This window comes from Streptomyces gobitricini (assembly GCF_039532985.1).
GTDB lineage: Bacteria > Actinomycetota > Actinomycetes > Streptomycetales > Streptomycetaceae > Streptomyces > Streptomyces gobitricini.
The window spans coordinates 96,880-116,322 of the sequence record NZ_BAAASR010000049.1; the positions used below are offsets into that span (position 1 = coordinate 96,880).

Below are 19,443 nucleotides of genomic sequence, written 5' to 3' on the forward strand. Positions count from 1 at the left end.
GAACGGAGCATGCCTCCTGCCCGTCACCCCGCCTAGCCTGCGGAAGAAAGAGAAGCAGCGTCCGAAAGACCCCACCCCAGGAGCCCCGCATGACCGAAATCCCGCAGGAGCGCCGCGTCGTCACCGCCATCCCCGGCCCGAAGTCGCAGGAGCTTCAGGCCCGCCGCCTGTCCGCGGTCGCGGGCGGCGTGGGCTCCGTGCTGCCGGTCTTCACGACCCGCGCCGGTGGCGGCGTGATCGAGGACGTGGACGGCAACCGCCTGATCGACTTCGGTTCCGGTATCGCCGTGACCTCCGTGGGCGCCTCCGCCGAAGCCGTCGTGCGCCGGGCGAGCGCCCAGCTGGAGCAGTTCACGCACACGTGTTTCATGGTCACGCCGTACGAGGGCTACGTCGAGGTGTGCGAGGCGCTCGCCGAGCTGACCCCGGGTGACCACGCGAAGAAGTCCGCGCTGTTCAACAGCGGTGCCGAGGCCGTCGAGAACGCGGTCAAGATCGCGCGTTCGTACACCAAGCGCCAGGCCGTCGTCGTCTTCGACCACGGCTACCACGGCCGTACGAACCTCACGATGGCGCTGACCGCCAAGAACATGCCGTACAAGCACGGCTTCGGTCCGTTCGCGCCCGAGGTCTACCGCGTGCCGGTGGCGTACGGCTACCGCTGGCCGACCGGCGCGGAGAACTGCGGCCCCGAGGCCGCCGCGCAGGCGATCGACCAGATCACCAAGCAGATCGGTGCCGAGAACGTCGCCGCGATCATCATCGAGCCGGTGCTGGGCGAGGGCGGCTTCATCGAGCCGGCCAAGGGCTTCCTGCCGGCGATCGTGAAGTTCGCCAACGACAACGGGATCGTCTTCGTCGCCGACGAGATCCAGTCCGGCTTCTGCCGTACCGGCCAGTGGTTCGCCTGCGAGGACGAGGGTGTCGTCCCGGACCTGATCACCACCGCCAAGGGCATCGCGGGCGGCCTGCCGCTCGCCGCCGTCACCGGCCGCGCCGAGATCATGGACTCCGTGCACGGCGGTGGCCTGGGCGGCACGTACGGCGGTAACCCGGTGGCCTGCGCCGGTGCGCTGGGCGCCATCGAGACGATGAAGGAGCTCGACCTCAACGGCAGGGCCAAGCGCATCGAGGAGGTCATGAAGGGCCGCCTCGCCGCCATGCAGGAGAAGTACGAGATCATCGGCGACATCCGCGGCCGCGGCGCCATGATCGCGATCGAGCTGGTGAAGGACCCGGCGACCAAGGAGCCGAACCCGGAGGCCGCCGGCGCGCTCGCCAAGGCCTGCCACGCCGAGGGCGTGCTGGTCCTGACCTGTGGCACCTACGGCAACGTGCTGCGTTTCCTGCCGCCGCTGGTCATCGGCGAGGACCTGCTGAACGAGGGCCTCGACATCATCGAGAACGCGTTCGCCGGCGTGTGACGCGCGGCGGCCGGTTGTGAAGAAGCCGTGGGGGGCCGATGGCGGGATGGAGATCCGTCTGTCGGCCCCCCGGTTCTCTGCCGTACGGTTTCTGCCGATGAGAGAAACACCCCGTCCGCAGGGAACTGCGGGCGGCTCCGGGACGGAGCATCCCCAGCCTCGTCCTGGTCGTGCCCTCGCGCACACCGCCGGAGCTTTCGGCTCCGGAACTCCTCACCGATCGGACGGTCGCCCGCCCCACACCCCCCGGGGCGCGCGGCACACCGGTCCAGCCGGCCGCCCCGGAACCACCCCCCCTGTTCCCGGGCGGCCGGCTCTCCTCCCCCTCCTCTCGGTACTCCTCTTCGGGATCGTCACCTGGCAGGTCGTGGCCCACGGCCCCCTGGCCCGCCTGGACGAGCGCGCGAGCCGCGCCCTGGCCGGCCGGGGCCCCGCGCCGCTGACCGAGTTCCTCGCCGACCTGGGGAACACGCAGGTCGCCCTCCCCGTCCTGGCCGCCGCGATGGCGTACGCGCTGTGGCGCGGCCGCCGCGTCCAGGTGCTGTACGCGGGGCTCGCCATGGTCCTGGTGCCGGCCCTGGTCGTACCGATGAAACTGCTCGTGGACCGGGTCGGCCCGCTCACCACGGAGACCGGCTACTACCCGTCGGGGCACACGGCCACCGCGCTGGTGGCGTACTGCGGCGCGGCGCTGCTGGTCGACCGGCGCCTGATGCCCGTCGCCGTCCTGCTCACCGTGGCGACGGGCGTGGGGCTGGTGCTGCGGGGCTACCACTGGCCGCTGGACGTGGTGGGCAGTGCGTGCCTGTTCGCCACGATCGGTACGCGCAGGAGTCTCGGGACAGCTCCCGGTCGACGAACCGGTCGCGGGTGACCGACCGGGGCACCGGTGCGCGCGGCCCCGGCCGGGTGGTGCGCGTCCGGTAGGCGCCCCGGTCCGCCGCCCGCGTGGCGAAGTCGAGCGTCTTGCTCACCACCCCCGGCGCGGTGCGGCCGTGGCCCGCCCGCGACGGGGCGTCGGGGGCGCCGAACCCGTGACCGCGCCCAGCCCGTGACCCCACCCGGCCGCCAGCCCGTGCCGCGCCCGGCCGGTGCTCATGGCTCCCGGTGGCGTGCCAGTCGCGCCGCCGCCTCGTGCATCGCCAGCTCCAGCAGCGCCGGGTCGTTCAGGGTGCCGCTGCCGTCCGGCAGCACCAGCCAGCGGGCCGCTCCGGTCGCCCGTCCCGGGTACGGGACGACGACCCACGCGCCACGGCCGGCGGCCCGTGTCCCGGTGCCCACCCAGCGCGCGGCGGTGCCCACGGGGACGAAGAACCCCAGGCGCGTGTCACCGGAATCGGCGAGCACGGGGCCGGGCCGGTCCACGAGCCGGCACAGGACGTCGAGTGCGGGCCCGCCCAGCCCGGCCGGAGTGATGATCACGTCCCAGCGCCGGCCGGCGGGCAGGAGCGCGACCCCGTAGGGGTTGCGCTCCCACTCCCACCGGCAGGCACCGGGGTCCGGCGCCACCGCTGCCAGCCACTCCACCGCGGCCTTGGCCCCCGTACCAGTCATCGCCCGCTGCCTCCATGTCCGTGTCTGTCACTGCCCCGGAGGGCAGTGCGTTCACACAGGGAGAGGGGGGTCCGCGGGGATCATTACGCGGCTGGGGCACCGGTGTGGTGGTGAAGCTGGTCAATGGGGGCGCACACCCGGCGCGAACGGCCCGTGCGGGATCAGCTGTCGAAGCCGAGCCCGAGCCGGTCCAGTGCCTTCAGCCACAGGTTCCGCCGTCCCCCGTTGGCGTCGGCCCGGGCCAGTGACCACTTGGTCAGCCCGATACCCGCCCAGGCGATCGGCTCCGGCGGGAACGGGAGCGGCTTGGTGCGCACCATCTCCAGCTCCGTACGTTCGGTCCGCTCCCCCGCCAGCAGGTCGAGCATCACGTCGGCGCCGAACCGCGTCGCGCCCACGCCCAGGCCGGTGAAGCCCGCCGCGTACGCGACGCGTCCCGCGTGCGCGGTGCCGAAGAACGCCGAGAACCTCGAACAGGTGTCGATGGCGCCGCCCCAGGCGTGGCTGAACCGCACGCCCTCCAGCTGCGGGAAGCAGCCGAAGAAGTGCTCGGCGAGTCTGAGGTACGTCTCCGGTCGGTCGTCGTGTTCGGCGCTGACCCGGCCGCCGAACGGGTAGACGGCGTCGTAGCCGCCCCACAGGACGCGGTTGTCGGCGGAGAGCCGGAAGTAGTGGAACTGGTTTGCGCTGTCCCCGAGGCCCTGGCGGTTCTTCCAGCCGATGGACTCCAGTTGCTCGTCCGTCAGCGGCTCGGTCATCAGGGCGTAGTCGTAGACGGGGACGGTGTAGGCGCGGACGCGCTTGACGAGCGACGGGAAGACGTTGGTGCCGAGCGCGACCTGGCGGGCGAAGACCCGCCCGTAGGGGGTGCGTACGGCCATACCGGCCCCCGCGCGGGCGAGTTCCAGGCCCCGGGTGTTCTCGTAAACGCGTACGCCGAGGTCGACGCAGGCCCGCTTGAGGCCCCACGCCAGCTTGGCCGGGTGCAGCATGGCGACGCCCCGCCGGTCCCACAGGCCGCCCAGGAAGGTGGGCGAGTCGACCTGGGCGCGTACGGCGTCCCGGTCGAGGAGCTCCAGGCCGCCGGCGAGGCCGAGGCGGTCGGCCTCCTCGTACAGGGCGGTGAGTTCCGCCATCTGGTGGGGCTCGGTGGCGACGTCGATCTCGCCGGGGCGCTCGAAGTCGCAGTCGATGCCGTACGTGGAGACGGCCGCCTCGATGGCGTCGAGGTTCCGGATGCCCAGGTCTTCGAGGGTGGCCAGCTCGTCGGGCCAGCGGGCCAGTCCGTTGCCGAAGCCGTGGGTGAGGGAGGCGGCGCAGAAGCCGCCGTTGCGGCCGGAGGCGGCCCAGCCCACCTCCCGGCCCTCGATGAGGACGACGTCCCGCGCGGGGTCCCGCTCCTTGGCGAGCAGCGCGGTCCACAGGCCGCTGTAGCCGCCGCCCACGACCAGCAGGTCGCAGTGCTCGGTGCCGGTGAGGGCGGGCAGCGGGGCGGGCTTGCCGGGGTCTTCCAGCCAGAAGGGGACGGGCCGGGCGTCCGAGAGTGATCGTGCGGCACTACGCATGGCGACTGGGGCCATGGCTTCCAACTCCCTCAGGAACTCATGAGACGTCTGTGCGCTTGCGTCGGCCGGCCGCGACCTGACCGGCCACCACCACCAGGACCGCGATGACGAACATCGCCGTGCCGATGACGTTGATCTGTACGGGCGTGCCGCGCTGCGCCGAGCCCCACACGAACATGGGGAAGGTGACGGTCGAGCCCGCGTTGAAGTTGGTGATGATGAAGTCGTCGAACGACAGCGCGAAGGCGAGCAGGGCTCCGGCCGCGATGCCCGGTGCGGCGATGGGCAGGGTGACCCGCAGGAAGGTCTGCACGGGACCCGCGTACAGGTCCCTGGCGGCCTCCTCCAGGCGGGGGTCCATGGACATCACCCGTGCCTTGACCGCCACCACGACGAAGCTCAGGCAGAACATGATGTGGGCGATGAGGACCGTCCAGAAGCCGAGCCGCACCCCCATGTTGAGGAACAGGGTGAGCAGCGAGGCGGCCATGACGACCTCGGGCATGGACATCGGCAGGAAGATCAGCGAGTTGATCGCGCCACGGGCCCGGAAGCGGTAGCGGACCAGCGCGAAGGCGATCATCGTGCCGAGGAGGGTGGCGCCGAGCGTCGCCCAGGCGGCGATCTGGAGCGACAGCGCGAGCGAGCCGCACAGGTCGGCGACGCCGCAGGGGTCCCGCCAGGCGTCGGTGGAGAACTCGCGCCAGGAGTAGTTGAAGCGCCCCGCCGGATCGTTGAAGGAGAACACCATCACGACGATGTTCGGAAGGATCAGGTAGGCGAGGGTCAGCAGACCCGCGACGACGACGAGGTTCTTGCGGAGCAGGCGCATCAGACCAGGTCCTCCGTTCCGGCCCGGCGGATGTAGACGGTGACCATGATCAGCACGATGGCCATCAGGATGAAGGACAGCGCGGCCGCCGTGGGGTAGTCCAGCACCCGCAGGAACTGCGACTGGATGACGTTGCCGACCATCTTGGTGTCGGTCGAGCCGAGCAGTTCGGCGTTGACGTAGTCGCCGCTGGCCGGGATGAACGTGAGGAGCGTGCCCGACACGACACCCGGCATGGACAGCGGGAAGGTCACCTTGCGGAAGGTGGTGGCGGGCGAGGCGTACAGGTCCTTCGCGGCCTCGTGCAGCCGGCCGTCGATCCGCTCCAGGGAGGTGTAGAGCGGCAGGATCATGAAGGGCAGGAAGTTGTACGTGAGGCCGCAGACCACCGCCATGGGGGTGGCCAGGACGCGGTCGCCCTGGGTCCAGCCGAGCCAGTTGGTGACGTCCAGGACGTACAGGGCGTCCAGGGCGCCGACGACGGCGCCGCCGTCCGCGAGGATCGTCTTCCAGGCCAGCGTCCGGATGAGGAAGCTGGTGAAGAACGGGGCGATGACGAGGACCAGGAGCAGGTTGCGCCAGCGGCCCGCCCGGAAGGCGATCAGGTACGCGAGCGGGTAGCCGAGCAGCAGGCACAGGAAGGTGGCGGTGCCCGCGTACAGCAGGGAACGGACGAACTGCGGCCAGTACGCGGTGAAGGCCTCCCAGTAGGTCGCGAAGTGCCAGGTGACCTGGAAGCCCTGCTCCAGGTTGCCGGTCTGCACGGAGGTGGAGGCCTGGTAGACCATCGGCAGCGCGAAGAAGACCAGCAGCCAGAGGATGCCGGGCAGGAGCAGCCAGTAGGGGACGAGCCGTTTGCGGGTGGCCGTCTTCCGTACGGCCGGCCGGTCCGGCGCGTGCGGTGCGGGTGGTGCCTCGGTGATCGTCACGCGGCGTCCTCCACCGTTTCCACGCCCGCGTCGATGGCCTGGGCCGCGTCCAGGCCGAAGGTGTGTGCCGGGTTCCAGTGGAGGACGACTTCGGCGCCGGGGGCGAGCCGGGAGTCGCGCTCGACGTTCTGCTCGTAGACCTGGAGGGCGGTGCCCGCGGGGCTGTCGACGACGTACTGGGTGGAGACGCCGATGAAGGAGGTGTCGACGATCCGGCCGGTGACCCGGTTGCGCCCGTCGGGGATCGCGCCCGCGTCGTCGGCGTGGGCGAGCGTGATCTTCTCCGGGCGGATGCCGACGAGCAGCTTGCCGCCGGTGCGGGTGTCGGCGCCGCACCGGTCGGCGGGCAGCCTCAGCGTGCCGCCGCCGGCCGTGACCGTGAGGTCGGAGGCCGCCTCGAGGACCTCGGCCTCGATGAGGTTGGACGTGCCGAGGAAGTTGGCGACGAAGGTGGTGCGGGGGTTCTCGTAGAGGTCGGCGGGCGCGCCCAGTTGCTCGACCCGGCCGCCGTTCATCACCGCGACGGTGTCGGCCATGGTCATGGCCTCCTCCTGGTCGTGGGTGACGTGGACGAAGGTGATGCCGACCTCGGTCTGGATGCGCTTGAGCTCCAGCTGCATCTGGCGGCGCAGCTTGAGGTCGAGGGCTCCGAGCGGTTCGTCGAGCAGGAGCACCTGGGGGTGGTTGATGAGGGCGCGGGCGACGGCGACGCGCTGCTGCTGGCCGCCGGAGAGCTGGTGCGGTTTGTGGCCGGCCTTCTCGCCGAGCTGTACGAGGTCGAGCATGTCGCCGACCTGTTTCCTCACCGACGTGATGCCGCGCCGGCGCAGGCCGAAGGCGACGTTCTCGTAGATGTTCAGGTGCGGGAACAGGGCGTACGACTGGAAGACGGTGTTGACGGGCCGCTTGTGCGGGGGCAGGTCGGTGACGTCCTTGTCGCCGAGGTGGACGGTGCCCGTGGTGGGCTCCTCCAGGCCGGCGATCATACGCAGGGTGGTGGTCTTGCCGCATCCGGAGGCGCCGAGGAGGGCGAAGAAGGAGCCCTGCGGGATGGTCAGGTCGAGCGGGTGGACGGCGGTGAAGGAGCCGTAGGTCTTGCTGATCCCGGAGAGGCGGACGTCGCCGCCGGTGTTCGTGCTGTCAGTCATGGGTTCGCGATCCCAGGGGTTTCGTTGGGTGGACGGCGGTCGGCTCAGGCACCGATGAGCTTGGCGAACTTCTGCTCGTACGCCGTCTCTTCCTCGCTGGTGAGGGAGCGGAAGGCGCGGGACTTCGCGGCCATCGCCCCGTCGGGGAGGATCAGGGTGTTCGACGCCAGCGCCGGGTCGATCCGGCTGAGTTCCTCGCGCACGCCCTCGACCGGGCAGACGTAGTTGATGTAGGCGGCGAGCCGGGCGGCGTTGGGGAGCTCGTAGTAGTAGTCGATGAGCTTCTCGGCGTTGGTCTTGTGCCGGGCCTGGGCGGGGACCAGGAGGTTGTCGCTGGAGGTGATGTAGCCGGCGTTGGGGATCGCGAACTGGATGTCGGGGTTGTCGGCCTGGAGCTGGATGACGTCACCGGCCCAGGCGAGGCAGGCGGCGAGGTCGCCCTTGGCCAGGTCGCCCGTGTAGTCGTTGCCGGTGAAGCGGCGGATCTGCTGGGTGTCGACGCCCTTCTGGAGGCGGCCGATCGCCGCGTCGAACTCGGCGTCGGTGAACTTCCCCGGGTCCTTGCCCATGTCGATGAGGGTCATCCCGACCGAGTCGCGCATCTCGGAGAGGAACGCGACCCGGCCCTTGAGCTTGGGGTCGTCCAGGAGCTGGGTGACGGAGTCGACCTTGCGGCCGCCGGTGGCCCTCTTGTTGTAGGCGATGACCGTGGAGATGCCGGTCCAGGGGTACGAGTAGGAGCGGCCCGGGTCCCAGTCGGGGCGGCGGAACTGGGAGGACAGGTTCGCGTACGCGTGGGGGAGGTTGGCCGGGTCGAGCTTCTGCGCCCAGCCGAGGCGGATGATGCGGGCGGCGAGCCAGTCGGTGACGCAGATCAGGTCCCGGCCGGTGTCCTGGCCGGCGGCGAGCTGTGGCTTGATCTTGCCGAAGAACTCGACGTTGTCGTTGATGTCCTCGGTGTACTTGACCTTGATCCCGGTGCGCTTGGTGAACGCCTCCAGGGAGGGGCGGGACTTCTCGTCGTCGCTGATGTCGATGTACTGGGTCCAGTTGGAGAAGTTGAGCTGCTTCTCCTCGGCCGAGAAGTCGGTGGAGGCGGGGCCCTCGCCCTCCCGCTTGGCGGGCGGGATTCCACAGGCGCCCAGACCGGCGACACCGCCGATCGTGAGCGCGCCGACGCCCGTGGCGCGCAGCAGGGAACGGCGGGTGAGGGCTCCCCTGCCGTTCGTCAGGCTGCGCCGCGTCGCGGCGGCCTGGGCCGCGGACAGGCTGTCGGGCTCGTACTGCTCCATGCGCTGTGCCTTTCGGGTGAGGGGCGGCGACCGCTGGTCGGGCGGACCGCTCTTGGCTATCGGTCCCCGAAGATCGTGCGGTGCCAGTCCTTCCGGGCCACCGCCGTGTTGTCGTACATCACGTGCTTGACCTGCGTGTACTCCTCGAAGGAGTAGGTTGACATGTCCTTTCCGAAGCCGGATGCCTTGTAGCCGCCGTGCGGCATCTCGCTGATGATCGGGATGTGGTCGTTGACCCAGACGCATCCGGCCTTGATCTCGCGGGTGGCGCGGCCGGCGCGGTACACGTCACGGGTCCAGGCCGAGGCGGCGAGGCCGTACGGTGTGTCGTTGGCCAGGGCCAGGCCCTCCTCGTCGCTGTCGAAGGGCAGCACGACCAGGACGGGGCCGAAGATCTCGGCCTGGACGATCTCGCTGTCCTGTGCGGCATCGGTGATCAGCGTGGGGCGGTAGTAGGCGCCGTCGTTGTGGGGTGCCACGCCGCCGGTGACGACGGTGGCGTACGCGCGGGCGCGGTCGACGAAGGCGGCGACGCGGTCGCGCTGGGCGTGGCTGATGAGTGGGCCGAGGTCGGTGTCCTCGTGGAACGGGTCGCCGATGCGGACGGTCGCCATCAGGTCGGCGACCTGCTCCACGAACGCGTCGTACAGCGGGCGCTGGACGTACGCGCGCGTGGCGGCGGTGCAGTCCTGGCCGGTGTTGATCAGCGCGCCGGCGACCGCGCCGTGGACGGCGGCCTCCAGGTCGGCGTCGTCGAAGACGACGAAGGGCGCCTTGCCGCCGAGTTCGAGGTGGAGGCGCTTGACGGTGGAGGTGGCGATCTCGGCGACGCGCCGGCCGACGGCGGTGGAGCCGGTGAACGACGTCATGGCGACGTCCGGGTGCCCGACGAGGTGCTCGCCCGCGTCCCTGCCCGCGCCGGTGACGATGTTGACGACACCGTCGGGGACGCCCGCGTCGGTGGCGGCCTGCGCGAACATCAGCGAGGTGAGCGGGGTCAGTTCGGCGGGCTTGAGCACGATGGTGTTGCCGGCGGCGATGGCCGGGAGGACCTTCCAGGCGGCCATCTGCAGGGGGTAGTTCCAGGGCGCGATGGAGCCGATGACGCCGATGGGTTCGCGGCGGACGTACGAGGTGTGGTCGCCGCTGTACTCGCCGGCCGACTGCCCCTGGAGGTGCCGGGCGGCCCCGGCGAAGAAGGCCGTGTTGTCGACCGTGCCCGGCACGTCGAACTCGCGCGTCAGCCTGATCGGCTTGCCGCACTGGAGGGACTCGGCGTGGGCGAGGTCCTCGGCCCGCTCCGCCAGCCGGGCGGCGAACCGGTGCATCGCGTCGGAGCGCTCGCCGGGGGTCGCGCCCGCCCAGCCGGGCAGCGCGTCCCGGGCGGCGGCGACGGCGGCGTCCACGTCGGCGGTGGAGGCGAGGACGTAGTCGAGGACCTCCTCCCCGGTGGCGGGGTCGACGACGGTGTGCCGGCGCCCCGACGTACCGGGCCGCAGGCGCCCGTCGATGTACTGCGCCCCGGCCGCGAAGCGGTCGAGTCCCTGGAAGGGGTTGCCCATGACGCTCTCCGTTGTCCCGGCTTGAATTGAGTGCCGATCCTGACAGAGGCGATGGAGGGCAACAAGGGATTCCGTTGTTGCCTTTTGGTTACGCGACGGAATCGGTCGACCAAGTGTCGGGTGGGCGGCGGAATCTCCGTACGTTGTGTCAGTGGCGACTGCCAGACTGGCGTGCATGGAAAGGATCCACGAGCTGATCGAGCAGGTCAGCACCGGTAAGCGCGTCAAGTTCCTGCACTTCTGGGGACACACGCCGAAGCGGGACGGGACGCTCGGGGCGAGCTGCCTGAGCCAGTGGTGGCCGTCGCCGTTCACCGTCGACGGCGTGGAGTACGCGACGGCGGAGCACTGGATGATGGCGTCCAAGGCCCGGCTCTTCGGCGACGCGGACGCCGAGCGGCAGGCCGTCGAGGCGCCCGACCCGGCGCTCGCGAAGAAGGCGGGCCGGCTGGTGCGCTGCTTCGACGAGACGATATGGAAGCGGGAGCGGTTCGGGATCGTGGTGCGGGGCGGCGAGCACAAGTTCGCCTCGGACCCGGAGCTGCGGACGTTCCTGCTGTCGACGGGCGACCGTGTCCTGGTGGAGGCGAGCCCCCTGGACCGCGTCTGGGGCATCGGTCTGGCCGCCGACGACCCCCGCGCGGAGTCCCCCGCGCACTGGCGCGGCCTGAACCTCCTGGGCTTCGCCCTGATGGACGCCCGCGCGAAGCTCCGGGCGGCGGCCACCGGCTGACGGTGCGGCCCCCGGGCCGGCCGGCGGGGCCGCGCCCTTCCGGGAGTGCGGGCGCCCGAGTCGCGCGCCCGGGCCCATGGACCGGCAGTCGGCCACGACCGGGACGGGGCCGTGCCCGTGCCGCCGCGCGGGCTGTCGCCCGGCGGTCGGTCACGGAACCCGGGCCCCGGGCCGCCGGCCTCGTGGGTGGGCGGGCTCCGGGGGCGGCACCGGGGCGGCACCGGCGTCAGGGACCACCGCCTCCGCCGGCCGGCGCGGGAGCCGGTCCCGGGCGCCCCAGGCCCCGGGCATCTCCCACCCCGGGCGCCTCGGTCGCGGGCGCGTCAGTCGCGCGTCGGAAGGACCAGGGACGTGTCGAAGGGGTCGCCGCCGCGCTGGTCCTGATGGTCGGACCCGCCTTCGGAGGTCGTGACCGCCCAGATCAGGAACGCCAGGAACACACCGCTGACCACGATGCCCACCGCGCCGAGGATGATCCCGGCGAGTGCCACACCGTGATTGTCGGCCTCGCCCCGCTGGGCCTTCTTGCGGCCGAGGATGCCGAAGACCAGCGCCAGGATGCCCGCGATGACGCCCAGGCCCCACACGCAGAAGAAGACCATCGAGACGATGCCGAGGACGAGCGCGGTGACGCCCATGCCATTGGCCGGCGCCGGCTGCCAGCCTGTCTGCCCGTAGCCTCCGTAGCCGGGGTAACCGGGGTAGCCGTACGCGCCGGCGGGCGGGACGGGCGCGGGGTAGCCGTAGGTCCCGGCGGGCGGGGTGGGGGCGGGGTAGCCGTACGGGCCCGGTGCGGGCTGAGCGGGGCCGCCCGGGGCTATCGGGGGCGGTGGCGGCTCACCGCCGGCCCCGGCACCCGGTACCGACGTCATCGTGGGCTGGTCGTGCACACCGGGCGGGCCCGGCGGCGGCTGGTGGGGCGCCGGTCCGACACGGTCCTGGGGCGGCCTGCTCCCGGGCGGAGCCCACGGGTCGTGCGAGTCGCTCTTGCCTGCCATGGACCCTCCCCCATCGTGTCCGGTTCATGCTAACGGCCGTCCTACGATGATCCCTGACCAGCCCGGCGAGCGAACCCCACACGGAGGACCCCGATGACCGATCTGCACCCCTTCATCGCGGGGCTGCCCAAGGCCGAGCTCCACGTCCACCACGTGGGCTCCGCCTCGCCCCGCATCGTCGCCGAGCTGGCCGCCCGGCACCCCGACTCCAAGGTCCCCACCGACCCCGAGGCGCTGGTCGACTACTTCGTCTTCACCGACTTCGCCCACTTCATCGAGGTGTACCTGTCGGTCGTGGACCTCATCCGCACCCCGGAGGACGTCCGGCTGCTGACGTACGAGGTCGCCCGGGACATGGCCCGTCAGAACATCCGGTACGCGGAGCTCACCATCACCCCGTACAGCTCCACCCGGCGCGGCATCGACGAGAAGGCGTTCATGGCCGCCATCGAGGACGCCCGCCTCGCCGCCGAGACCGAACTCGGCGTCATCCTGCGCTGGTGCTTCGACATCCCCGGCGAGGCCGGTCTGGAGGCCGCCGAGGAGACCGCGCGGCTCGCGGTGGACCTGCGGCCCGAGGGCCTGGTGTCGTTCGGGCTGGGCGGCCCCGAGATCGGCGTACCGCGCCCGCAGTTCAAGCCGTACTTCGACCGCGCCATCGCCGCCGGCCTGCACTCCGTCCCGCACGCCGGTGAGACGACCGGCCCGCAGACCGTGTGGGACGCCCTGACCGAGCTGCGCGCCGAGCGCATCGGCCACGGCACCAGCTCCACCAAGGACCCGAAGCTGCTGGCACACCTCGCCGAGCACCGCATCGCCCTGGAGGTGTGCCCGACCTCCAACATCGCCACCCGCGCCGTCGCGCACCTCGACGAGCACCCCATCAGGGAGATGGTGGACGCCGGCGTGCTCGTCACCATCAATTCCGACGACCCGCCGATGTTCGGCACCGACCTCAACCACGAGTACGAGGTCGCCGCCCGCCTCCTCGGCCTCGACGAGCGGGGTGTGGCCGGCCTCGCCAAGAACGCGGTGGAGGCGTCGTTCCTCGACCCGGCCGGCAAGGCCAGGATCACCGCCGAGATCGACAGCTACACCACCGAGTGGCTCCGCCGCTGATGCGCCCGTCGCCGCGCCCCGTCGCCGCCGTCGCGCACCGGGGCGACCCGTACCGCGTCCGTGAGAACACACTCGCGTCGCTCCGCTCGGCCTTCGCGCGCGGCGCGGACGCCGTCGAGATCGACGTACGGCTCACCCGGGACGGCGTCCCGGTGCTCCTGCACGACGATTCGCTGAAGCGCCTGTGGGGCGTCGACCGGCCGCTGGCGCAGGTCACGCTGGACCGGCTGCGCGCGCTGACCGGCCCGGAGGGCGTGCCGACCCTGCGCGAGGCGCTGGACGCGGTCGGCGACCGGCGGGTGATGATCGACCTGCCGGGCGCCACGGAGCGGTCGGTGCGCGCCGTCGTCGGCACCGTCCGCGAGTGCGGCGCGGACGACCGCGTGTACTACTGCTCCAGCGCCGCCGCGATGCTGCTGGTCCGGGCCGCCGCCCCGGGCGCCGAGATCGCCCTGACGTGGACGACCCTCGCCCCGCCGCGCCCGGTGCTGCTGGAGGCGGTGGCACCGCGCTGGCTCAACTACCGTTTCGGGCTGGTCGGTCGGGCGCTGACGGAGCGGGCCCACCGGGACGGGCTGCTGGTCTCGGCCTGGACGGCCGACACCCGCAGGACCATGCGTAGGCTGATCGCCGACGGGGTGGACTCGATCACCACCAACCGCGTGGACGCTCTGAGCGCCGTACTGAAGGGAAACCGCACGTGACCCCGGACAGCACAGGCAGGATCCGCACCGACATCGCGCACAACGCCCGCGTCTGGAACTACTGGCTCGGTGGCAAGGACAACTACCCGGTCGACCGCGAGGTCGGCGACCGGGTCGTCGCCATGTACCCCAGCATCGGCGAAGTCGCCCGCGCCGACCGGGCGTTCCTCGGCCGGGCCGTGACGTATCTGGCGGGCGAGGCGGGCGTACGGCAGTTCCTGGACATCGGCACGGGTCTGCCGACCGTCGACAACACGCACGAGGTCGCGCAGCGCGTCGCGCCCGACGCCCGGGTCGTGTACGTGGACAACGACCCGATCGTCCTCACGCACGCCCGCGCGCTGCTCACCAGCTCCCCGCAGGGTGCGACCGAGTACATCGACGCGGACGCCCACCGGCCGGACCGGATCCTGGAGGCCGCCCGGCCCATCCTGGACCTCGACCGGCCGGTCGCCGTGATGATGCTCGGCATCCTCAACTTCGTGCTGGACACGGACGAGGCGCGTTCGATCGTGCGGACGCTGATGGCGGGGGTGCCGTCCGGCAGTCACCTGGTGCTGACCCATCCGACCCTGGAGCTGGGCGGCGAGGGCAACGCGGAGGCGATGGAGTTCTGGAACAAGAACGCCACACCGCCCATCACCGCGCGCAGTCGCGCCGAGATCGCCTCGTTCGTGGAGGGGCTGGAGCTGCTGGAACCGGGCATCGTGTCGTGCGCGAGCTGGCGGTTCGCGGCGTCGGCGGAGGTGGCCCAGTTCGGCCTGGTCGCCCGCAAGCCGTGACCCGCACGGCCCGGGCCCCGATCAGCGGGCCCGCGACGGCGTGGCCGGCGTCACTGGAGGAGCGCTGCCGACGTCGCTGTGGCGCTGCCCGCCCGTACGCCCCGGGCGCCTCGTCCCGGATCCGGGGCCTGCCGTCGTGGACGGGATGGTCGCGGCCACCGAGGACCTCTCCGGCGGTGGCCGAGCCGATCACGCGGGCAGCGTTCGCATGCTGAGCACCGGCGCGGTCAGCGCTTCCAGGCGCTTGATCATGCGGCGTACGACGAGCAGCGGTATCACCCCGAAGACCCCGAACGACATGTCGATCACCGTCCACCAGAAGGGGATGTCCCGGATGGGGCCGCAGATCAGGGCGAGCGGGATGATCCCGGCGCAGGCGATCACGCCGAACTCGATCACCCAGATGTTGCGTACGGGGTCGCGGTAGGGCCCGTAGAAGGCGACGGCGATGACGAGGTGCGCGAACGCGAGCCAGTCGGTCCCGTAGAGGAGGAAGGGGTACTGCCGGTCGGCGGTGTCGACGCCGGCGCGGACGCGCTCGATCCACTCCCGGAGGGCGGGGAAGGTGTCGGCGACGGGGGACGCCCAGCCGTTCAGAGCGCCTTCGAGGAGGTGCAGTTCGGTGACGAGGGGGAAGGCCGTCGCCCCGCTCAGCACCAGGCAGACGATGAAAACCACCAACCACACGCGTATGCGCCGCAATAGGGCGCGGGTCTCGCTCATGTCCGCAGCGTACGCCCGGGTTTACCCGCCTTTTACCGGGGGTCCCGGTACCGTGCGCCCGCCCTGCGCGCCGGGGCCGTCGGGCGGCTGTGCGAAGATCCGAACGTGCAACCGATCAGCGTGGAAGACCCTTCCTGGATAGGGCCGTACCGGCTCCTCGGCCGCCTGGGCGAAGGAGGCATGGGTCGTGTCTACCTCGCGCGCAGCGAGGGCGGCCGGACCGTCGCCGTCAAGCTGATTCTGCGTCAGCTCGCCCAGGACCCCGAGTTCCGGCGGCGGTTCGCCCAGGAGGTCGGCGCGGCGCGGCGGGTCGGCGGCAGGTGGACGGCACCGGTGCTGGACGCCGACACCGGGGCCGCCATGCCGTGGGTGGCGACCGGTTACATCCCCGGCCCCTCCCTGTCGGAGGTCGTCGGCGACGGCCACGGGCCGCTGCCCGAGACGTCGGTACGCGCCCTGGCGAGCGGGCTGTCGCAGGCGCTGGAGGCCATCCACTCCGTGGGGCTGGTGCACCGCGACCTGAAGCCGTCCAACGTGCTGGTGACCGTGGACGGCCCGCGGGTGATCGACTTCGGCATCGCCCGGGCCCTGGACGCGCACAGCGGCGCCGGTGACGTACGCACCCGCACCGGCGCGGTCGTCGGCTCGCCGGGCTTCATGTCGCCGGAGCAGGTGCGCGGCGAGAGCATCACGCCCGCTTCGGACGTGTTCTGCCTGGGCGCCGTCCTGGCGTACGCGGCGACGGGACGCACGCCCTTCGGCAGCGCCGACAGCGGTGTGCACAGTCTGCTGTACCGGATCGTGCAGGAGGAACCGGACCTCGCGGGCGTGCCGCAGCGGCTCGCCGGCCTCGTCCGGGCCTGCCTGGTCAAGGACCCGGCCGGCCGGCCCTCGGTCGCGGAGCTGATCGAGGCGACGCGGGACGCGGAACCCGCCGGGGCCTGGCTGCCGGGCGCGCTGCTCGCGCAGCTCGGGCAGCGGGCGGCGCGGCTCCTGGACGCCGAGGTGCCCGCGTCGGCGCACGCACCCGTGCCGCAGCAGCCGTACCCAGGGCCGCCGTACGCGCCGACGGCGTTCCAGACGCCGCCCCCGCCGTACCCGTACCCGGTGCCTCAGTCGGTACCGCCGAGCCTCCCGAACACCTCCGGCAGCCGGTCCGGTGGCGGTGCGCGGGTGGCACTGATCGTGCTGGGCGTCGTCGTCGGGCTGCCGGTGGTGAGCGTCTTCCTCCTCTTCCTGATCGGCCTGCTCACCGAAAAGGAGGAGACGCCCGCGCTCCACGAGATCGAGGGGGCCGTGCCGGAGGCCCACCTGGGCGCCTGGGAGGGTGTGATGAAGGCGGGCGCGGAGGGCGAGTTCCAGGGGCGCTTCGACATCGTCCAGGGTGAGAAGGACCAGGTCGTCGCCACGGTCACGTACACGCTCCCCTACGCGCTCTGCCAGGATCGCGCCCCGCTGCTGTCCACCGACGACGCGAAGATCGTCCTGGGTGAGGGCACCAGGTCGAAGAGCGTGCCGGAGGGGACGAGGAACTGCGTACGGTCGTCGACACGGCAGACACTCACGGCCCAGCCGGACGGCTCGCTGCTGTGGGAGTCGATGGGCGCCAGCACGACGCTCAGACCGGCCGAGACCAGCACGGCGGCCGTCCACCCGAAGTTCCTGGGAACCTGGGACCTGCCGACCCAGCCCGCCGTCGACAGCCTCCGGCTGACGATCAAGCAGGGAAGGGTCGGCGAGGGGGTCGTCACGGCGATCGGCGCGGGCTCCTTCAAGGACTGCAGGTGGAAGGGGGCGCTCGCCGGCGCCCACAGCGACCGGCTGGTCCTGGGGCCGCTCACCGCGGGCGGGAGCGCGTGCCCGGTGCGGAGCTCGATGGTGATCACCCCGGCCGGGGAGGGCAAGCTCTACGTGGACCGCGCGGACCGGCCGAAGGGCGCCGGCCGCGAGGAGCTGAACCGCTTCACCCCCTGACCACCCGGACGCTCTCGCCGCGCGGCACTCGCGTTACGCGTCACGTCCCGCCGCGCGGACCGGGTCCGGCCCGTGCGGACCGGGTCCGGCCCGTGCGGACCGGGTCCGGCCCGTGCGGACCGGGTCCGGCCCGTGCGGACCGGGTCCGGCCCGTGCGGACCGGCGCGCGGCGCGCGGCGCACCGCTTGCCGGTGACTACCGCTCCCGGGTGTCGTCCTCGTCGGCCTCGACCCCCTTGAGCGGTTCACCGCCGCCCGTTCCCTCGCCGGGGCGGTAACCCTCGGCGGCGCTCGCCGTGCCGGGGACGGTGCGGTGGCCGGCCTGGCGCTCGGCGCCGGAGTGGGCTCCGGGTTCTTCTTCGGCCCGCTTGCGGGCGCGTTCCTGTGGCGACTGCGGCGTCATGTCGTTCATGGGCCTGCGGGTACCCGTGGCGCGGTGCCTCATACGCCCGGAACGTGCCGCGAAAACGCGGCGGGCGGACCGGGAGGAACCCGGCCCGCCCGTTCGCGGTGGTGTCTCGGGGGTCAGCCCAGCGAGGTCATCACGTGCTTGACGCGCGTGTAGTCCTCGAAGCCGTACGCCGAGAGGTCCTTGCCGTAGCCGGACTTCTTGAAGCCGCCGTGGGGCATTTCGGCGACCAGCGGGATGTGGGTGTTGATCCAGACGCAGCCGAAGTCCAGCGCCTTGGACATGCGCATCGCGCGGGCGTGGTCCTTGGTCCAGACGGAGGAGGCCAGGGCGTACTCGACACCGTTGGCGTACTCCAGGGCCTGCTCCTCGTCGCGGAAGGACTGGACGGTGATGACGGGGCCGAAGACCTCGTTCTGGACGATCTCGTCGTCCTGCTTGAGGCCGGAGACGACGGTCGGGGCGTAGAAGTAGCCCTTGTCGCCGACCCGGTGGCCGCCCGCCTCGACCTTGGCGTGGGCGGGGAGGCGGTCGATGAAGCCGCTGACCTGCCCCAGCTGGTTGGCGTTGTTGAGCGGGCCGTACAGCACGTCCGCGTCGTCCGGCTGACCGGTCCTGGTCTCGGACGCGGCCTTGGCGAGGGCGGCCACGAACTCGTCGTGGATGGACTCGTGCACGAGCACGCGCGTGGCGGCCGTGCAGTCCTGGCCGGCGTTGAAGAAGCCCGCCACGGAGATGTCCTCGACAGCCTTGGCGATGTCGGTGTCCTCGAAGACGACGACCGGCGCCTTGCCGCCCAGCTCCAGGTGGACACGCTTGACGTCCTTGGCGGCGGACTCGGCGACCTGCATGCCGGCGCGTACGGAACCGGTGATGGAGGCCATCGCGGGGGTGGGGTGCTCGACCATGGCGCGGCCGGTCTCGCGGTCGCCGCAGATGACGTTGAAGACGCCCTTGGGGACGATCGAGCCGATGATCTCGGCGATCAGCACGGTGGAGGCCGGGGTGGTGTCCGACGGCTTGAGCACGACCGTGTTGCCCGCGGCGAGCGCGGGGGCGAACTTCCACACGGCCATCATCATCGGGTAGTTCCACGGCGCGACCTGGGCGCAGACGCCGACCGGCTCGCGGCGGATGATCGAGGTCAGGCCCTCCATGTACTCGCCGGCGGACTTGCCCTCCAGCATCCGGGCGGCGCCCGCGAAGAACCGGACCTGGTCCACCATCGGGGGGACCTCTTCGGTGCGGGTGAGCTCGATCGGCTTGCCGGTGTTCTCCGACTCGGCGGCGATGAGGTCCTCGGCGCGCTCCTCGAAGGCGTCGGCGATCTTCAGGAGCACCTTCTGGCGCTCGGCCGGCGTGGTGTCGCGCCAGGCGGGGAAGGCGGCCGCGGCGGCCTCCATGGCGGCGTCGACGTCGGCCTGGCCGGAGAGCGGAGAAGTGGCGTACACCTCGCCGGTGGCCGGGTTGACCACGTCGATGGTCCGTCCGTCGGCGGCGTCCCGGAACTCCCCGTTGATGTAGTTGCGCAGACGACGCAGCTCGGTGGTCACTTGCCACCCCTCCTGTCGGTCTCGTGGTGCTCGGTGGCTCAGGTGTCCAAGTGGTGGACAGCCCCACCCTAATCGCTGAGGCGACGATTCCGACAGGGCCGACGCCCCACGACTTCGGATTCAGTGGGAATCGATCTCCAGAA

18 protein-coding genes are annotated in these 19,443 nt (G+C 71.8%); 7 read left to right on the forward strand and 11 right to left on the reverse strand.

Annotated features, from left to right (window positions below; genetic code table 11):
* The first annotated feature begins 89 nt into the window (after positions 1–89).
* The gene (gene gabT, locus ABD347_RS28805) at positions 90–1,424 is read left to right on the forward strand and encodes a 4-aminobutyrate--2-oxoglutarate transaminase (protein WP_344366712.1); all 1,335 of its coding nucleotides are present in this window, start codon (positions 90–92) and stop codon (positions 1,422–1,424) included.
* Positions 1,425–1,521: 97 nt separating this feature from the next.
* The gene (locus ABD347_RS28810) at positions 1,522–2,298 is read left to right on the forward strand and encodes a phosphatase PAP2 family protein (protein ID WP_344366714.1); all 777 of its coding nucleotides are present in this window, start codon (positions 1,522–1,524) and stop codon (positions 2,296–2,298) included.
* 221 nt (positions 2,299–2,519) lie between these two features.
* Here ABD347_RS28810 and ABD347_RS28815 read toward each other — a convergent pair whose 3' ends face one another.
* The 7 genes from ABD347_RS28815 to ABD347_RS28845 all read right to left on the reverse strand — a co-directional run bounded on the left by ABD347_RS28815 (position 2,520) and on the right by ABD347_RS28845 (position 10,306).
* The gene (locus ABD347_RS28815) at positions 2,520–2,978 is read right to left on the reverse strand and encodes a hypothetical protein (RefSeq protein ID WP_344366716.1); all 459 of its coding nucleotides are present in this window, start codon (positions 2,976–2,978) and stop codon (positions 2,520–2,522) included.
* Between the two features lie 161 nt (positions 2,979–3,139).
* On the reverse strand, positions 3,140–4,558 hold the full coding sequence (locus ABD347_RS28820; protein WP_344366717.1) for an NAD(P)/FAD-dependent oxidoreductase: 1,419 nt from the start codon (positions 4,556–4,558) through the stop codon (positions 3,140–3,142).
* Positions 4,559–4,580: 22 nt separating this feature from the next.
* Positions 4,581–5,375 (reverse strand): ABC transporter permease, encoded by a 795-nt coding sequence (locus ABD347_RS28825; RefSeq protein ID WP_344366719.1) that lies wholly within the window; start codon positions 5,373–5,375, stop codon positions 4,581–4,583.
* Positions 5,375–6,304 carry an ABC transporter permease gene (locus tag ABD347_RS28830; RefSeq protein WP_344366720.1) on the reverse strand — a complete coding sequence of 310 codons (930 nt, stop codon included), beginning with the start codon at positions 6,302–6,304 and terminating at the stop codon, positions 5,375–5,377. The genes ABD347_RS28825 and ABD347_RS28830 overlap by 1 nt, the downstream gene beginning before the upstream one ends.
* On the reverse strand, positions 6,301–7,452 hold the full coding sequence (locus tag ABD347_RS28835) for an ABC transporter ATP-binding protein (protein WP_344366721.1): 1,152 nt from the start codon (positions 7,450–7,452) through the stop codon (positions 6,301–6,303). The genes ABD347_RS28830 and ABD347_RS28835 overlap by 4 nt, the downstream gene beginning before the upstream one ends.
* A gap of 44 nt (positions 7,453–7,496) precedes the next feature.
* On the reverse strand, positions 7,497–8,744 hold the full coding sequence (locus ABD347_RS28840) for a polyamine ABC transporter substrate-binding protein (protein ID WP_344366722.1): 1,248 nt from the start codon (positions 8,742–8,744) through the stop codon (positions 7,497–7,499).
* A gap of 56 nt (positions 8,745–8,800) precedes the next feature.
* Positions 8,801–10,306 (reverse strand): gamma-aminobutyraldehyde dehydrogenase, encoded by a 1,506-nt coding sequence (locus tag ABD347_RS28845; RefSeq protein ID WP_344366723.1) that lies wholly within the window; start codon positions 10,304–10,306, stop codon positions 8,801–8,803.
* 175 nt (positions 10,307–10,481) lie between these two features.
* On the opposite strand from ABD347_RS28845, the gene ybiA reads away from it, so the two are divergent.
* Positions 10,482–11,039, forward strand: coding sequence for a riboflavin biosynthesis intermediates N-glycosidase (gene ybiA / locus ABD347_RS28850; protein WP_344366725.1), 558 nt, complete (start codon positions 10,482–10,484; stop codon positions 11,037–11,039).
* A gap of 323 nt (positions 11,040–11,362) precedes the next feature.
* Here ybiA and ABD347_RS28855 read toward each other — a convergent pair whose 3' ends face one another.
* Positions 11,363–12,037 (reverse strand): DUF4190 domain-containing protein, encoded by a 675-nt coding sequence (locus ABD347_RS28855; RefSeq protein ID WP_344366727.1) that lies wholly within the window; start codon positions 12,035–12,037, stop codon positions 11,363–11,365.
* A 93-nt stretch (positions 12,038–12,130) separates the two neighbouring features.
* On the opposite strand from ABD347_RS28855, the gene ABD347_RS28860 reads away from it, so the two are divergent.
* From ABD347_RS28860 to ABD347_RS28870, 3 genes are read left to right on the forward strand one after another with little or no spacing between them, the layout of a single operon-like run.
* Positions 12,131–13,156, forward strand: coding sequence for an adenosine deaminase (locus ABD347_RS28860; protein ID WP_344366729.1), 1,026 nt, complete (start codon positions 12,131–12,133; stop codon positions 13,154–13,156).
* Positions 13,156–13,860: a glycerophosphodiester phosphodiesterase gene (locus ABD347_RS28865; RefSeq protein WP_344366908.1), complete on the forward strand. Its 705-nt coding sequence runs from the start codon at positions 13,156–13,158 to the stop codon at positions 13,858–13,860. The genes ABD347_RS28860 and ABD347_RS28865 overlap by 1 nt, the downstream gene beginning before the upstream one ends.
* Complete coding sequence (locus tag ABD347_RS28870; RefSeq protein WP_344366731.1) at positions 13,857–14,642, forward strand: SAM-dependent methyltransferase; 786 nt, start codon at positions 13,857–13,859, stop codon at positions 14,640–14,642. Before ABD347_RS28865 ends, ABD347_RS28870 begins: the two co-directional genes overlap by 4 nt.
* A 189-nt stretch (positions 14,643–14,831) precedes the next feature.
* Here ABD347_RS28870 and ABD347_RS28875 read toward each other — a convergent pair whose 3' ends face one another.
* The gene (locus ABD347_RS28875; protein ID WP_344366732.1) at positions 14,832–15,365 is read right to left on the reverse strand and encodes a hypothetical protein; all 534 of its coding nucleotides are present in this window, start codon (positions 15,363–15,365) and stop codon (positions 14,832–14,834) included.
* Between the two features lie 105 nt (positions 15,366–15,470).
* On the opposite strand from ABD347_RS28875, the gene ABD347_RS28880 reads away from it, so the two are divergent.
* Positions 15,471–17,339 carry a serine/threonine-protein kinase gene (locus ABD347_RS28880; protein ID WP_344366734.1) on the forward strand — a complete coding sequence of 623 codons (1,869 nt, stop codon included), beginning with the start codon at positions 15,471–15,473 and terminating at the stop codon, positions 17,337–17,339.
* Between the two features lie 195 nt (positions 17,340–17,534).
* Here ABD347_RS28880 and ABD347_RS28885 read toward each other — a convergent pair whose 3' ends face one another.
* Together ABD347_RS28885 and ABD347_RS28890 are read right to left on the reverse strand one after the other, a co-directional pair.
* Positions 17,535–17,750, reverse strand: a complete 216-nt coding sequence (locus ABD347_RS28885; RefSeq protein WP_344366736.1) for a hypothetical protein — start codon at positions 17,748–17,750, stop codon at positions 17,535–17,537.
* A 113-nt stretch (positions 17,751–17,863) separates the two neighbouring features.
* Positions 17,864–19,300 carry a gamma-aminobutyraldehyde dehydrogenase gene (locus ABD347_RS28890; RefSeq protein WP_344366737.1) on the reverse strand — a complete coding sequence of 479 codons (1,437 nt, stop codon included), beginning with the start codon at positions 19,298–19,300 and terminating at the stop codon, positions 17,864–17,866.
* Positions 19,301–19,443 lie beyond the last annotated feature (143 nt).